The following is a 15,654-nucleotide window of genomic DNA, read 5'->3' on the forward strand; positions in this document are numbered from 1 at the left end:
ACAATTATAGTGCTTTTTTAACAAATTTTTCGAATTTTCGACTTGTTTTTCATTGAAATATGGTATATTTATCACAGTCTTTTTATATGTTTTTGAAGGAGGGCTTTTTGTGAAGAAAGAAGCCAGTAAACACTTTTTCTCGTTGAGTAAAAAGGGGTTCTTATCTGTATTTAGTGCTGCTGTCATTATTTCTGCAGCGGGGCCGGGTCTTGTTACAGCCACATCCATTACAGAAAATGCGAAAGTGGTATTTAATGATGGTGTAGATTGGATGAAACCTTACGTTTCTCTTAATGGAGAAACGATTAGCATTGACTTTAGTAACCGATTTATCTCTTTTAGTAAGGAAGGCACAATTCAGCTAGAGGCTTCCTCCAGCAGCAATATTGTGACTCTATCGGAATCCAATTCTAGTACGGTACATGTAACGATAAAAGGTTTTGGTGACTCGGTTATTAACGTTACAGCTACCGATGCAGAGGGGAATACCCTTAGTGATCAATTCAAGATAAAGATTAGTAAAAAGGGAGATTTGAATGGGGATGGAATCGTAAATCCAGCTGATGCCCTTCAAATCTATCAAGTAACAAGTGGTAAGGTCGCGTTAACCGATGAAGCATTGAAATTATTAGATATTAATGGTGATGGGAAAGTAACAAATGCGGATGCCAGTGTGCTTATGGCTAGCTATGTAGGAAAGACGCCTACCATTGCTGCCGACCAAAACTATTTCATTCAGTTAAGTGATATCAATGACAAACCTATTGCCCATGATGATTCATACAGCACCCTAGAAGATACAAATTTAGAGGTGGTTGCTGCAGCGACGGTCCTTCAAAATGATATCGATGTTGAAGGGAATGAATTAAATGTAATTAAGGTGAGCGGTCCTGAAAATGGCTCACTAACTTTGAATTCGAAAGGAACGTTCACATATGTTCCAGACGCTAACTTTAATGGAACCGATACGTTTACATATAAAGTCAATGATGGACATGCAGACTCGGAGGTTCAAACGGTTAAGATTGAAGTTAAAGCCGTGAATGATGCACCTGTTGCGGTTGCAAGCAGCTTAGAAGTTACAGAGGATGTTCAAGCCAAAGGAACTCTTTCCGCAAGTGATGTAGAGGGAGATGCTTTAACATATACCCTTGTGGAAGATGGGAAAAAAGGAACGGTGATGCTTAATCGTCAAACGGGCACCTACACCTATCAGCCAAACGCAAATGTCCATGGAACAGATACTTTCAGCTTTAAAGTGAATGATGGATCTGTTGACTCTGCTGTTGTGACTGTGGCAGTTTCGATTGCGGCTGTAATTGATGCTCCAACGGTTGTTGGAGATACGTATGCTGTTCAGGAAGATACAAAGTTAGAGGCAGCTAGTATTCTAGTAAATGACGTGGATGTAGACGGTGATGAGTTGTCCGTTGTCAAAGAAAGTAATCCCGCACATGGTTCTCTAACCTTGAATCTAGATGGCACCTTTACGTATGTACCGGATGCCAATTTTAATGGCACCGATACGTTTACTTATAAAGTAAATGACGGAAATGCTGACTCGGAAGTTCAGACTGTTACGATTGAGGTTCAAGCCGTGAATGACACTCCTGTTGCAAATGAGGGCAACCTTGAAGTGACAGAGGATGTGCAAGCAGCAGGTACCCTTTCTGCAACGGATATAGATGGAGATGCGTTAACCTATATCCTTGTGGAAAATGGCAAAAAAGGAAGTATAACGCTTAATTCTCAAACTGGCTCCTACACCTATCAGCCAAACGCAAATGTATATGGAACAGACACATTCAGCTTTAAAGTAAATGATGGAAGTGTTGACTCGGAAGTGGTCACAGTGGCAGTTTCGATTGCGGCTGTGAATGACGCGCCTTCGATTACGAATGTAGCGGTCGAAGGGAAGCTAGAACCAGGAGAAACGTTACAAGGTGTATACACTTATACAGATGTTGAAAATGACCAAGAAGGTGCTTCAACGTTTAAATGGTATCGTGGAACAATGGCAGATGGCAGTGACAAGGAAGCGATTGATGGTGCCTCTTCAACAGAATATTCGATTCAAGATGGTGATGAAGATTATTATTTATTCTTTGAAGTTACACCTGTAGCTGTCTCTGGTGCACAGGCCGATCGTGCCTTTAGCAGTGCTGGTCAAAAGGTAAAAGTACAAGAGCCAGTCATTACGCTATCTCCAGATCCATATCGACAAGATCCACTCGCGCCCTTAACAGAATTTGAACTGAAGAGTCAAAGTGGGGCTTTAATAACCCTGAGTATAACCGGAGATCGTTTTAAAGATACGGTTTCAGAGCAGGATTTTATTTTGAACAATGCACCTGCAGGAACCACGATTGTTATGGCAATGCCATTAGATGAATCAACAATCGGTTTATTACTCGATTTCGATGGTACTGATTTTGATTTTGATATTAATGATTTCTCCGTTACAACGAAAGAATCTGCAACTGTTAAAGGAAAAGTGATTACATCCTCGAGCATGGTGATTAAAGCTAGTACCGATGCACCAACAGCAATTATTTCTGAATACTTGCAAGGAAGCTCTGTTAATCGCTCAGGTATTGAAATTTTCTATACAGGTACAGGCAGTGAAACTGCACCTGTTGCCGGATTTCAATTAGAGTTACATCAGTGGCAAGTGGCAACGGGGCAAAAGAAGGTTACAAGCATGCCAATTTCAATTTGGCCAAATATGCCTTACCTGATAATCAACACTACCTTTTACGATGCCTTTGATATCATGAATATTGGATACTATAACGATGAGACTTTTATTACGCAAACAGGATTTATCAATAACGCATTTGTCTTAAAGAAGGATGGACTGGTTATTGATACCGTGGGGGACCCATTCAATAATGGTCCAAAGCCGATTTTGCCTAACGGGGGAACGATGGTACGGAATAAAGGGATTAAGGATGGATTATCCTTATACAATCCTATCCAATGGACTTTCTACCCTGTAGACTCATTACAGTTCTTTGGCCGTCATGATATTCAGTGATAAACCTACGATTAAATAAAGGGAGATAGTTCGATGAAAATAACTAGCAAAACAATCCGGCTGACTAGTCTTTTCTTTTTCATCCTGTCCCTTACCCTGCCGACCCTAACATTCGCTGATGGATTTGATACAACTATTTCCATCGGTAATGTTCAAGGGACTGTTGGTGAAGTGGTGGAGGTACCGGTTAAAATAAGCCAGCCAAAGAAAGAAATCGCAGCGTACGGGATTGAAATTAATTTTGATAAAGATAGTTTAAAGGTTGTCGGGATCCAATCTGGTTATGGCAGTACAGCGGATACCTGCTCAGATAAAGCAGAGGGCTGTTTCTGGTCCAACTATGATAACACAGCTGGATTTTTACGAGCTGCCTGGGCAGACCCGACCGCAGGAGATTCTCCTATTAATAAAGAAACAAAACTCTTTACCATTCAAGTAGAAGTGATTCATCCTGACTATGTTGGAGAAAAGAAGCTAACGGTTCGGGTGAAGGATCCAGAAGCTTTATCGTTCACGGACGCTTCTAATCACGCTCTGTCTGTGGGTGTAGAGGATGGGGCGTTTACGATTGTTGAACCAACAAAAGAAGCTGCACCTGAAAAAGTAGATAAGACACCTGTTAAGGAAACGAATACTGGTGCTCTGCCAAAAACAGGGGACGACTCAATAATTGATACCTATTTGAATATTGGAATTGCTGTATTAGCAGCTGTTTTACTGTCAATGTGGATTTATAAAAAGAGACAGAATCTGGTTAGGAAGTAACGATGAAAAAAGGTTTTACCATAGTGATGATCCTGCTCTTAGTTGCATTGGTTTCACTTCGGTTATATCGCTTCTACGAGGAACAGTCACATCAACAAGAAAGAGAAAAGCTAGAGCAACTCTACAACGAGGCCCTGGAGGGGAAAATTCCTTCAAGCACTAAGGTTGAAGAGCAGGTATTCGGAAGGATTATGATTCCAAGCCTGGATATTCAATATATTATTCTAAACAAAACCACAGATGAAAACTTAGATATATCAATTACAAAAGTAACGGGCCCTGCCATCCATCAAAAGGGAAACCTCGTGTTGGCAGGACATAATATGAAGAATGGAAGTTTTTTTGGAAAACTGACCAACATCAATAAGTCAGATAAAATCATCTTGGAAGATCAAACTGGCAAGAAGATGGAATACGTTATGATAGATAAATATATTGTTGATGAATCAGACTTATCACCTTTAAGTCAGGATGAACAATCCGAGAGCATGCTCACCCTTATTACCTGTACGGATAATCCAGATCAGAGACTTATTGTAGTGGGGCAGGCCACTGGAACCAAGGGGACAGGAACCTTGGCCCGTTTTCCGGTGCCTGTCACTCCCCAGGTTTTAGAATTGAAAAAAATCTTAAAACGAAAGTAAATGATGGGGAAGAGAGAACGGATATAAAGCTAATTATTGAACTACCTGAAAAAGAGTAACGCGAGCTGCCAAATTGGTGGCTTTTTTGTTTAGCCCGTAATAGATGATGCTTGCTGAGCTGCTTTTCTTAAAAGGACTTCAAGTTTTCAGATAAAATGATGATTCTATTCATTAAATATCCATTGACAGTTTTTTAATTTTTGCGATGATAGGAATAGAAAACTAAAAGGAAATTTTTAGGGGTGAGACCATGTCCAGACCAGCTTCTGATCTATTTCAGCCTTCGCTTAAAGATGGCTGGGATCAAACAAAATCGTATGATATCAACCGCTTTTTCCTCGTTGCCTTTTTAGGTGGACCTATTCCCATGATGGTGCTTGGCACGAGGAATGCGAAGTGGCTGAATGTACCGAGGCTGCATACTTATTTGATGTTCGTTACAAGTGTCCTTGTGCTGCTAGCGGATGTGGTGATTTTTTACATGTATGCAAATGGCGCTTTTGCTGAAGGGAACAGGATGCCTCGTTATTCTATGCAGTTTCTCTCGATTCTTCTGTTTCTCCTTTACAAATTTGTGTTAAACAAGCCATTTAAACAGCATTTGGTGACAAATGGAGAAATCATGCCCTTATTTAAGCCTGCCTTGCTGTGGATTATTATCGGGGGTTTGATCCAGTTTAGTATCATGGTGGCGGCTTTTATCCTAACGGGAAGTGTGGGATGATGCAGCTATGACGATTCAGGAAAAACAAAATGATGCAGCTGTTATCCAGCATTATTTCACTATTGGCAGATATGAGGCGGCGGCCCCCATCATTGAAAACCTGCTAAGGGAAAATCCCGAAAACGCCATGGCCTTGTTTCAAATGGCCGTAGTCGAAATGTCCAGGGAAGACTTTCAAGGGGCGAGGGAACTCTGCCGGGAAGCACTGCGATTTGGATATGACGAAATCACCGGCTATCACTTTATTGGATCGGCTTATCAGCATGAGGGAAAGTTTACAGAAGCAGAGGAAGCCTTTTTAACGGCACTTGAAAAAGATCCGGTGAATGGAGAATTGATTGCCTCTTACGGCCGTTTGATGCTTCAAGCTGGCCATGATCAAAAGGCGTTTGCTCTGTTGGAACAAGCTAGAGAGCTAGAGCCGTATAGTGAAAGAGTGAATCAGTTTTTACTAGATTTTTATTTTGCGAAAGCCGACGTGAAAATGCAGCAGGAATACATTCGGAATGTTCTAAAGACGTCAGCTGATGAGGTGCAGAACCTGACCAATATGGCGATGTTCCATGTATTAAAAGGGGAGGTGAAAGAGGCACGGGAATGTTACAGACAAGCTTTTCTGCTTAATCCCGAGGACCAAAATATTCTGGCTTTGCTGGAGTATTATGATTCATTGTCCCACCCGCTTTTTTCTCCTCAACATTTCATTGAAAAAATCGGCGGACCAGCTGTGGTTTGGATAGCCTTTATGGTGATCGCCTTGCTGCTTCAATCGCTTAACCTGTACATCCCGCTGTTGATCTTTGCTGTGACTTATATCTTGTTTACCATTTATACGTGGATTGCACCATTATTATATAAATGGTTTGTGAAAGGCAGGCTTTAAATGGATAAAATAGAAATTTATCAGTCTATTCTGGAACGGGATAAGAACAATCATCAGGTTCAGTTTTTGCTTGGAGAGGAATATTTAAAAAGCGGACAGCTATCACAAGCGCTGCATGCATTTTCCTTGGCGCTTAAGGAGGGGGATCCTTCTCTTGAAGAAGCGGTGCTTACTGCCCTTCATAATTATCATCATCCTAGTGGTGCGCCCGTGAACTCTGACGAATTAGACGACAGGTCTTCTGTAAGTGAAGCAGTGCCTGCTCCTGAGGAGAAAGAACGGACAAAAGGCTTTCAGGTCATCCAAGGACGAAAACAGGAAAATGTGATCTCGCTTGAGAATCGAATTCCTAAGAAGGTTACGTTTGATGATGTTGGCGGTCTTGGTGATTTAAAGAAAACGATTGAGATGAAAATAATCAAGCCATTCATGAACCCAGGTCTGTTTGCGAAATTTCGTAAGAAGGCTGGCGGCGGAATCTTGTTGTACGGACCGCCTGGCTGCGGGAAGACGTATATTGCCAAGGCTACTGCCGGAGAATGCCGTGCTAATTTTTATCCCATCCATATATCTGAGATTCTGGACCCCTATGTTGGTGTAAGTGAGCAGAATCTTCATAATGCGTTTGAAACGGCACGAGGCAATGCTCCTGCTGTTGTATTTTTCGATGAATTGGATGCACTTGGCTACAGCCGTTCGAAGTCTCGTTCCGATGTGATGCGTCCTTTGGTGGATACGATGCTGAATGAGCTTCAAAGCGTGGAATCAACGAATGAAAAATTACTGATTATCGGGGCGACCAATATGCCATGGGACGTGGATGATGCCTTTAAGCGCCCAGGCAGGTTTGATAAACTCGTCTTCGTTCCGCCGCCGGATCGAGAAGCAAGGAAGCTTATTTTTCAATTAAAACTTAGTGGCAGACCAGTCGAAAAGGGAATTGTTTATGAGGTGCTCGCTGATCGAACCCCACTTTATTCAGGTGCTGATATTGAAAATACGGTAGAAATAGCAGCTGAAAAGGTGTTAGCAGAAATTATGGAAGATGGCCGTGAAAGGCTGATAACCATGGATGATTTATTAGATGCTATCCACCTCACGAAACCAACGACCATTGAATGGTTGTCAACCATAAAAAATTACATTAAATATGGAAACCAGGGCGGGATTTATCATGAAGCTGCGGCGTATATTAGGGAGAATTTGTAGCAGTAGGTAGCGGTAAAAAAATTCAAGAACGTTTCCTCGACAATAAATTTTCCTGAAAACACACTAAGGTTTGTTTTCCAAAAGGGGTTGTACCACTTTTAATCAATCGATTAGTTGGTTGTACAGCTTGCACTATTTGTGGGAACTTGTATTTTACTAGCTAATAGAATAGAAAGATTTTTACTTTACATTAAAAACCATGAGAAGCGGCCCTTGGTCCTATGCTTTTCACAAAAACTGACAATTTTCTCTATATTTCATTGAGAAAACTAGCAGATTATGTTATCTTATATAGATACATGAAAATAAAGTAGAGGGTGAAGAGATGAATTTTAAGTCAACGTTGAAAAAGGGGTCTGTGATTGCAGCACTTAGTTTGAGTTTAACTGCATTTGCTGCTGTTCCGGGTAATGCTGTTCTAGCAGCAGGAAATACAACTCCCCATGCACAGAAATTAGTAGATTCCTTAAAGGCTCTAAATATTGCACAGGTAGATTATTTATATGCATACTTACAGTCTATTACTCTAAGCGATGCAGAGCATCAAGGAATCCTTGACAATGCTCAGGCTGTAAGCAAAATTTTAAAGGGTGCAGCCAATCCAGAAGATCTTCCAACAGCTCAGAAGGTTGAAGTTGGCCGCTTATTCCTAGAAAGCGTGAAATTAGCACATCTTCAAGCTTCTATTACAGATGAAAAAGGTAACCCTATTGACATCACAACTTATAAGGCTGGATCTTCTACACTTATTATCCAGTTAAAAGATTTAAGTGGAAATGTACTAGCTGTTATCAATCCAACTAAAGAAGATTTAAGTAGTAAAGTAATTGAAGCAAAATTAAATGCATTAAAAGACGCTGTACAAGCGAAAAAGCAATTAGATAAAGCAGGAACTTTTGTTCCAATGCCAAATGCTCCACTTCCTAACACAGACAGCAACACCGTAGATTATATGGCACTAGGCGGATTATTAATTCTATTAGGCGGAATTGCTGCTGTTCCAGCAGTACGTTTAGTACGCAAATCCGAAATCGAAGCTTAAGAAATCATGGAAAAGATAAGAAAGAAAAAACGGAAAAAGAAGTGGTACCAGAAGTGGAAATGGGTACTGCTTAGTTTTCCGGTTTTACTGATTGCAGCCGGTGTTGGAATTGTAGCCTATTTTGGATGGGATTTATCAAAACAGACAGTCTTGTTAGCGCATGAAGTGGTTGATGAATACGAACCAGAATTACCTGATCAGACATTTGACCAGCCATGGCCAAAACTTCCAGATCCAGGTTCATCAATCGGTGAGCTGCAGTTTACCTCGATTGACTTAAATGTTCCTGTTGTCCAGGGCACCCATGATAATGAATTGAAAAAGGGTGCTGGCCATTTTGCCGGCAGTGCCCTGCCAGGACAAGGCGGCAATGTCATTTTAAGCGGACACCGGGATACGGTGTTCAGGAAGCTAGAACACCTAAAAATAGGTGAACAAGTAACCTTTACTACTCCGTATGGTGATTTTGTTTACGAAGCGATTGACTTTAAAATCGTACCAGCAGACGATATGACTGTTATGGTACCAACTGATTATGAAACCCTTACGTTAACAACGTGTTATCCCTTTGATTTTATCGGGGATGCACCTGATCGGTATATTGTTTATACGAAGTTGGTTTCTAGTCCGATTATTGCTAGTAACTAATAGAAGCAGCCTGATGAATTGTTCATTGGGCTGCTTCTTTTTTTAAAAAGTAGAAGAGTTACTATTGGTTGCAATCATTTCCATGCCTGGCACGCCCCGAGTTTTGTTGAAGATTGATAGGTTGTAAGATATCATCTAGTAGGTTCAGATACTGCTTGATCCGATAATGCTCAGCAGGTGTAAGAGTGATTGAGTCTGTTTAATGTTTATGATACAAATTTGTTCAACTATTTTTGAACGATAGGTACGGTCTAAATTTGTTGAATTAATGGTATAACAACTAATGAAAGAAGTAGAGGATTATTTCACTCTCCCAAACGGAAACGGGAATATTGCTTAGTAAGTAATGATGGGTTATTGTGCCATTTGTTTAGAGAATATATGTTTCATGATGGTTTAAAGGATTTACTCACAGGGTTTTTGCAGGTCATATGAGGATAAGATGAATATGAAATACCATAACAAAGAGACGAGGGAAAATGATGATTTTCATTGAAAATGATTGGTTGAAGGTTGATATTGTCAGACACGGAGCAGAAGTACGTAAAGTAACGCATAAGAAAAATAAGCTGGATTATATGTGGACAGGGGATGAGGCATATTGGGGACGAGTCTCTCCTGTCTTATTTCCGATTGTGGGTCGGTTAAAGGAAGATCACTATCAACTGGATGGCCAGACCTACAAGATGTCGCAGCATGGCTTTCTGCGTGATGTTGAATTCGATGTAGCTGAGCAGACATCAACAACCGTTTCTTTTGTATTTGAGTCCCAAGGACGCTTCATTCATGTTTATCCTTACGAATTTAAAGCCACAATTCGATATCGTCTCATGGAGGACTCGCTGATGGTTCAGTGGCAAATCCTGAATGAGAACAAGGAAGAGATGTATTTTTCCATTGGTGCACATCCTGCATTTAGGGTTCCACTAGTTGAAACTGAAACCATTGAAGATTACCATTTGAACTTAACACCTGCGACAAATAAGAATGTGATGGAATATGAGCTAAAGAATTCCCTCATTTATGAGAAAGGCACAGCGAATGAACTTTCAACGATTCAACTCACTAGCTCTCTATTTGCCCATGATGCACTTATTTACAGCAATATCGATAAAGTCGGATTGGTGTCAAATCAGTCAGGTCATGGTGTAGAAGTACTCTTTGAAGGTTTTCCTTTTGTTGGGGTTTGGTCGAAATACAAGGAAACAGATGGGACCATAGCTCCGTTTGTTTGCATTGAGCCTTGGTACGGCATTGCAGATACATATGATACAAAAGGAAACTTAAAGGAGAAGTTTGGTGTGAATAAACTTGGAACCGCAGAAACCTTCCAAGTCAAATATACAATGATGTTTAAATAAAGGGGCTAGGGGGCTGGTTCTTGGCCGGTTCTCGGGATCCTCTATTTGCTACACGGAACCATAGAACGTCTCAGGGACTTCTAGCGACAATTTTCTACCAAGATATTAATGAAATAGAATTATTTAAGTGCGATCGTGACCGCTTTAATCAAACGTTTGATTGGCAACGAAACCTGTGAGTTTTTGTAGATTATTAGTTTTTATTCATTTTTATTGGTGAAATTGATTAAAGAGTGAGATCTTACATCGACAGGAAATTTTCAAAAAAATGGAAGATTTATTAGAAACACTAGGGCTTTTCCGACTTTTAATTAAACGTTTAGTTAGTAATTTGACTGGTTAACCAAACGTTTGATTAGATTCGCTTCTACAGTGGTTATTTCAACATTTACGTTATTTAAGAGATGTTTAGTTTGTCGATTAAAGGGGTATATAGAAAAGAGTAATAAGGGCCTCAGTGGGTGCCTGTTGGGCTCTTTCGAAAGTAGACGATATAGATTTCAGAAAGGAGATTAACATAAAAGTAACAGTAGATAGATTTAAAAATTTTGTCGAAATTTATCTATTTTTGTGTTTTTATTATATTGAAATTTTTAATAGTACTATTAAGTGTTAGGAATTAATGATATATTAAACTTGTAAATACATAGTTCGTTCGAAAGGGCAAATCCATTGAAAGATGGTGACGCAAAACTATAAGGGGCTAAGGTTTATTGAAACTAGGCCAGCCAGGTGCCGAATATGATCGCCTTCCTACGAATTATAAAATAGTATTAGGAGGTAATATTATGTTAATATTTCTTGCAGGTTTATTAGTTGGTTCCTTTACAATGCTCTTGACCATGAGCCTTATGGTCGCAGCAAAAAAGGGAGACAGCCAGTTAGAAGTGTTTCGGAATGAAAGGGCTTACCAAAACTAATTGTCTGTCACATAGCGTATTTTCTTGAATACATTATTATTTCACTGATTGGATATTGTCAATATTATTAATAGATTACAAGAATAGGTTTATTGCACATTGCAGTGCAATAAACCTGTTCTTTTTTACTCTTAGTCCATGATTAGTATGAACCGGATTTATAAAAAGAAATCAGTGCTAATCAATCATTTGATTAAAAGTGCCGAAAACCCTTTGGTGATAACAAACCCGTCCTCATGCTTCGAAGAAGCCTATCGATGAATGAGAGATTGTATATTTTATTATAGTTACACTTTAAAACAAAGAGCCGTCCTTAAAAGGACAGCTCAATTGAAATATTACTAGTACTTGCTTAGGAGTTAGCAAGTTACATAAATAGTATCGGCAAACACTCAGAAAAAGTCTAGCCTTTTTAAAAAAACTTTTTGTACAATAAAGAATAAAATGGTGATGGGGGTATATCAGAAACAGGTGAAGGTACGAAAAAGGCACATTAATAACCATGATAGAAACAATAATCGTAATTATGGAGCGAGGGATTATAAAAAGGGAAATCATCAAGTGAATTGGAAATCCAGCTGAAGTCTTGGCAATTCTCTTGATTACATTAGGAAGTCGTAGTTGTTGCTTGGTTTTTCTCCGAATTAATCAAACGTTTGATTAATTTTACAAATGATAAATTTTGTATAAATCAAAACAATGCTCCTTACAGCCAATGTTTCGTGTACATAGGTTTGGTTTGTTATAAATGTCAAAAAAAAATCGGCTAAATGCCGATTAAAATAATAATGCTAGTATCAATCTATATCATTAATCATTATCTATATTGAGTTGGCGAGTACCGTCACAGCTGCACTAAGAACGACGGTACCAATCATAATAGCTACATAAAGTAAGGTTTTCTTCATTTTCTTTTTCCGCATTGCCTCTTCAGGTGTGAGCCACATACTTTTTGACATCAAAAATTCCCCTTTTTATATTAATGGTAGCTGGCTGGCTGGTCCTAGGACAGAAGCCCCTATAGCTTTGCGTCCTCACCTTTCAGTGAGTTTGCCCTTAACAAAATACTTAATATTATAAACATAATATTTGTAAAAAGTCACTATTTTTCGACAAAATTCGATTTTGGGGTCAAAGTCAATGAATTTGGGTTCAGACCGTGCGGCCGAGCCTAGGTCGTAACAGGGCAAAGGGGACGGTTCTTAACATAAGCACTATGATTGGTTGAGCATTATTTTTATTGAGAATAGCCTAAATTAATGAGAAAAGAGCCTTCCAACTTAATTCTAAAAAGCAAAACAGCGTATTCCACATTAAAATCGACTTTAAGATTTTAACAACAATCTTTAAGAAAAAAGCCTTACCAAAAAAGGCAACCACTGATAGTAGATAAAGTTTATGAATTGAAATATTTCATATACTTAAGATGATTCTGCTAATTACGTGAAAAAAGAGTGCCATTTTAGTTCAATAGGCACTCTTTTCAATGCAATTTATAACTGCCAATTTGATTGTCATTTACCTTGTCAAATAAGGTTCATGCACCTCAAAACGGAACCCTTTAATTAGGGGATTCGGTGTGTTTTTTAGCAGCTTCTCAAATGGAAAAGTTTATTTACTCAGGCTTAATAGCTATAAATTCGCCAATAGTTTCAGGGGTATGTTTACCTTCTTTTCCTTGGAAAAGGTCGATGTTAACAGTCACATCCATGCATCCAAGATATTTTCCGTTTTCATCACGTACTGCCATGAATTTTTGATAAATTTGACCAGTTTCACCAGTGCGTTTTGGGAACCAAAATTCCCATTCGTCACGCGTTCCTGAATGAAAGTCACTCAACAGTTTTTCAACGTGGTGAGCCACTTTTGGGTGAAGCTCAAGTACATGGCGGCCAATCGCTTCTTTACGGCGACCATGCACGCGGTTAGGATTATTTGAATACCAGCGGAAAATATCGTTGGCATCGCAAAAACCCATTTCAAATGGTAATAGATTGATAATTGAATCCAAAGTGCTTGCTTTAATTGCACCAGTTTCAAAATTAATGACAGCATCAGGACTAATTAATTCAGACAATTTTTCTTGAGACATGTAAAAACCTCCTATATATATACTCCGTTTATGAGAAGAATAAAATAATACAAAGATTAGTGAGAAAAAAATCGGCCACTTCTAGGTGATTTTTATCTAACCACATTAATAACGATAACATTAATAATGATAGCCAATTGTGATTTATCTCACAAAAATGTTTTTACTATGGAACGGGGACAGTCGGACAGTCCCCCACAAAACTAAAAGTTTAAAGCGGTAAAGCACGAAGGTTAAAAGAGGAGAAAGGTATTTTTCCTCTTTTTTAATTTCCGCTTGTCTTTGGTTTGGTAAAGTTCCCGATCCAGGAATCATAAAGGCGGTGTTAATATGGTTAACAGCCGCCGTCTGATATAAAAAAGCTCAATCCAACAAAACAGTTAATTTGGTTTTATCGGATTGAACTTTGCTGGAGGTAAAAAGAGTTTAATTTTGCATTTCAACCTGTTCCCGTAATTTCCTTAAAGCCCCTACTCGCCACTGTTTTACAGCTGATATAGATACTTTTTCTGTTTTGGCTATGTCTTTTATGGACAGACAGTCTTTGTAGTTGGCTATCACCCATTTTGTTTCTTTTTCTGTTAACCCTTCACAATAGGTAAGTAGAGTTTCCATCTCAAGGAGACTCTCTGGGTTCACGTCTTCGATCATCGACCAGAATTCTTCCTTGGGATAAATTATCCTTTCTTCATGTTTGTTCGATTGATTCATTTCAACTAGCATTTTGCCTTTGATAGACGTATAAGCATAATTGGCGAAGCTTCCCTTGCTTGGATCGAAGTTCAGTTGGGCTTCCCAGAGCCCGATTAACCCCGTTTGATAGAATTCCTCATGATTCTTATAAATGTGTAATGTTCGCATAATCTTATGAATCATCGGCGTGTACTGGACAACTAACTCATTAAAATGTTCCACTTGCAGTCCTTTTTGGACAGCGCGCTTCCGGTTAATTCCTAGGTAGCTCTACCATAACGGTATTCAAGTAATCTATCGAATCCGAGAAAATACATTTTCAAGCAGAATAAAAGCTTAATAACTTGAAATTGCGTTCGAATTGGAACAAAAAAATCAATTTTCATTCAATATCAGAAAAAGAGTAGGAAATAAGATTTTTACAAAATTTCGGTGCCTGTCACCACAAAGGGAAGGATATTTTAGGAATATATGAATTATGTATTAAATGGGATTTCGGGGGCGGGGGTCAGACCCACTCACAAGCAATCAGTTCTCTAGTCGGCAAGGGGCAGGGACGATTATTTTAACCTTTTGTGAATAAGGCTCGCTGTATGGTTCAAAAATTGAAAAGGATTAAACGGGAATTTTGGATTTCCGGGAATGAAAATGCCTATTTTAGAAAAAGTAGAGGTATTCTGATCATTGAGGGAGTCTTTAATGAGCGAACTAGGGAAGGGACATTGGTATTTAGATTGAATCGTAATGAACCTTACCCTAAGTAAATGAGGTTTTTTAAGTCTTATATATCCAAACCGACAAAGCTCTTATTAACTTAGCTTCCAAAAGCCGCTCTCCGGTACGGAAAACGGCTTTTGGAAGCTATAAATATTGATAAGAGACCCTCGGGGCGGAAATCACAATGATACTTCCATCCTTCTCTTCTACTCCAATTCGAAAAGTATTCGGATTACCTGAAATCAAAATGTCAGCATATGTATCTGAGTTTTGTTTATTAATCTTATAATGAATATAGGTTTGTTTACCAAGGTTAAATCGAACTAGAATTTTCTTATGTTTATCTTCACAAAAAATCACTTCGTGAAGAGTAACACTCGTCAGTTCCCTCCCAACCAGTGAACCCAATCTCTCTATAACATCTGTATTATTAATCATACCTAAATTCCCTTTCCAAGCTAATACGAAAATTATAAATAAATATACACCTATTTTAATTAGAACACAAAAAAATGCAAAGAAACAAGTGAATCAATATTTATTACAGGAGACTGAAGTAATAATACAGTTAGGTTTGCAAGATATAAATAAGACCATATAAAGCAAATTTAGTAAGTAAATCTAATAACTTTGTTTTTTTATCTTTTATTAAAAACCTCATTTAGATACGTTACGGTGAACCTTATCATAAATAGAGGCGGTTTTTTTCTAATACTTGGGCTAATTATTAAAGAACGAGGTTGTAACGCCAATAACCGCCATTGCTGATTATAGCAATTCCGAAATAGTCAGGAGACCCATAAAACAAAGCCAGGGACTATCCGAATGATGGATGGTCCCTGGCTAAAATCCTAAACACCTAGCGAAGCATGTTTCTGATGTTTACTTTGTACCAGTATTTGTGATCCTTCAACTTCCT

14 protein-coding genes and 2 riboswitches are annotated in these 15,654 nt (G+C 38.8%); of the genes, 10 read left to right on the top strand and 4 right to left on the bottom strand.

Features of this window, described 5'->3' with window-relative positions:
* The first annotated feature begins 109 nt into the window (after window positions 1-109).
* From ABC255_RS02255 to ABC255_RS02300, 10 genes are all read left to right on the top strand, one after another.
* Window positions 110-3,037 (top strand): tandem-95 repeat protein, encoded by a 2,928-nt coding sequence (locus ABC255_RS02255; protein ID WP_412991150.1) that lies wholly within the window; start codon window positions 110-112, stop codon window positions 3,035-3,037.
* A 33-nt stretch (window positions 3,038-3,070) separates the two neighbouring features.
* Complete coding sequence (locus tag ABC255_RS02260; RefSeq protein ID WP_412991151.1) at window positions 3,071-3,802, top strand: cohesin domain-containing protein; 732 nt, start codon at window positions 3,071-3,073, stop codon at window positions 3,800-3,802.
* A gap of 2 nt (window positions 3,803-3,804) precedes the next feature.
* The gene (locus ABC255_RS02265; protein WP_412991152.1) at window positions 3,805-4,446 is read left to right on the top strand and encodes a sortase; all 642 of its coding nucleotides are present in this window, start codon (window positions 3,805-3,807) and stop codon (window positions 4,444-4,446) included.
* Window positions 4,447-4,696: 250 nt separating this feature from the next.
* Entirely contained in the window at window positions 4,697-5,170 is a 474-nt protein-coding gene (locus ABC255_RS02270; RefSeq protein WP_412991153.1) for a hypothetical protein, read from the top strand.
* On the top strand, window positions 5,160-6,053 hold the full coding sequence (locus ABC255_RS02275) for a tetratricopeptide repeat protein (protein WP_412991154.1): 894 nt from the start codon (window positions 5,160-5,162) through the stop codon (window positions 6,051-6,053). Before ABC255_RS02270 ends, ABC255_RS02275 begins: the two co-directional genes overlap by 11 nt.
* Entirely contained in the window at window positions 6,054-7,262 is a 1,209-nt protein-coding gene (locus tag ABC255_RS02280; protein WP_412991155.1) for an AAA family ATPase, read from the top strand.
* Window positions 7,263-7,587: 325 nt separating this feature from the next.
* Entirely contained in the window at window positions 7,588-8,304 is a 717-nt protein-coding gene (locus ABC255_RS02285) for a cell wall anchor protein (protein WP_412991156.1), read from the top strand.
* Between the two features lie 6 nt (window positions 8,305-8,310).
* Window positions 8,311-8,952 (top strand): class D sortase, encoded by a 642-nt coding sequence (locus tag ABC255_RS02290; protein ID WP_412991157.1) that lies wholly within the window; start codon window positions 8,311-8,313, stop codon window positions 8,950-8,952.
* 482 nt (window positions 8,953-9,434) lie between these two features.
* Window positions 9,435-10,313 carry an aldose 1-epimerase family protein gene (locus ABC255_RS02295; protein ID WP_412991158.1) on the top strand — a complete coding sequence of 293 codons (879 nt, stop codon included), beginning with the start codon at window positions 9,435-9,437 and terminating at the stop codon, window positions 10,311-10,313.
* Between the two features lie 652 nt (window positions 10,314-10,965).
* Window positions 10,966-11,053, top strand: a riboswitch (cyclic di-GMP riboswitch).
* A 48-nt stretch (window positions 11,054-11,101) separates the two neighbouring features.
* Window positions 11,102-11,233, top strand: a complete 132-nt coding sequence (locus ABC255_RS02300; RefSeq protein WP_412991159.1) for a hypothetical protein — start codon at window positions 11,102-11,104, stop codon at window positions 11,231-11,233.
* An 821-nt stretch (window positions 11,234-12,054) separates the two neighbouring features.
* Here ABC255_RS02300 and ABC255_RS02305 read toward each other — a convergent pair.
* From ABC255_RS02305 to ABC255_RS02320, 4 genes are all read right to left on the bottom strand, one after another.
* Entirely contained in the window at window positions 12,055-12,192 is a 138-nt protein-coding gene (locus ABC255_RS02305) for a hypothetical protein (protein WP_412991160.1), read from the bottom strand.
* Window positions 12,193-12,214: 22 nt separating this feature from the next.
* Window positions 12,215-12,298, bottom strand: a riboswitch (cyclic di-GMP riboswitch).
* Window positions 12,299-12,848: 550 nt separating this feature from the next.
* Window positions 12,849-13,325: a PAS domain-containing protein gene (locus ABC255_RS02310; protein ID WP_412991161.1), complete on the bottom strand. Its 477-nt coding sequence runs from the start codon at window positions 13,323-13,325 to the stop codon at window positions 12,849-12,851.
* A gap of 426 nt (window positions 13,326-13,751) precedes the next feature.
* Window positions 13,752-14,240: a sigma-70 family RNA polymerase sigma factor gene (locus ABC255_RS02315; RefSeq protein WP_412991162.1), complete on the bottom strand. Its 489-nt coding sequence runs from the start codon at window positions 14,238-14,240 to the stop codon at window positions 13,752-13,754.
* Between the two features lie 639 nt (window positions 14,241-14,879).
* Window positions 14,880-15,173 carry a hypothetical protein gene (locus ABC255_RS02320; protein WP_412991163.1) on the bottom strand — a complete coding sequence of 98 codons (294 nt, stop codon included), beginning with the start codon at window positions 15,171-15,173 and terminating at the stop codon, window positions 14,880-14,882.
* Window positions 15,174-15,654 lie beyond the last annotated feature (481 nt).

Source organism: Neobacillus canaveralius, from assembly GCF_047237705.1.
GTDB classification, from domain to species: domain Bacteria; phylum Bacillota; class Bacilli; order Bacillales; family Cytobacillaceae; genus Neobacillus; species Neobacillus niacini_K.

What these genes read in the sequence shown, in the direction of transcription:
- ABC255_RS02310 (WP_412991161.1), bottom strand. Translation starts at nt 13,325, where the DNA reads ATGTCTCAAGAAAAATTGTCTGAATTAATTAGTCCTGATGCTGTCATT.
- ABC255_RS02280 (WP_412991155.1), top strand. Translation starts at nt 6,054, where the DNA reads ATGGATAAAATAGAAATTTATCAGTCTATTCTGGAACGGGATAAGAAC.
- ABC255_RS02260 (WP_412991151.1), top strand. Translation starts at nt 3,071, where the DNA reads ATGAAAATAACTAGCAAAACAATCCGGCTGACTAGTCTTTTCTTTTTC.
- ABC255_RS02305 (WP_412991160.1), bottom strand. Translation starts at nt 12,192, where the DNA reads ATGTCAAAAAGTATGTGGCTCACACCTGAAGAGGCAATGCGGAAAAAG.
- ABC255_RS02320 (WP_412991163.1), bottom strand. Translation starts at nt 15,173, where the DNA reads ATGATTAATAATACAGATGTTATAGAGAGATTGGGTTCACTGGTTGGG.
- ABC255_RS02285 (WP_412991156.1), top strand. Translation starts at nt 7,588, where the DNA reads ATGAATTTTAAGTCAACGTTGAAAAAGGGGTCTGTGATTGCAGCACTT.
- ABC255_RS02295 (WP_412991158.1), top strand. Translation starts at nt 9,435, where the DNA reads ATGATTTTCATTGAAAATGATTGGTTGAAGGTTGATATTGTCAGACAC.
- ABC255_RS02300 (WP_412991159.1), top strand. Translation starts at nt 11,102, where the DNA reads ATGTTAATATTTCTTGCAGGTTTATTAGTTGGTTCCTTTACAATGCTC.
- ABC255_RS02270 (WP_412991153.1), top strand. Translation starts at nt 4,697, where the DNA reads ATGTCCAGACCAGCTTCTGATCTATTTCAGCCTTCGCTTAAAGATGGC.
- ABC255_RS02265 (WP_412991152.1), top strand. Translation starts at nt 3,805, where the DNA reads ATGAAAAAAGGTTTTACCATAGTGATGATCCTGCTCTTAGTTGCATTG.
- ABC255_RS02290 (WP_412991157.1), top strand. Translation starts at nt 8,311, where the DNA reads ATGGAAAAGATAAGAAAGAAAAAACGGAAAAAGAAGTGGTACCAGAAG.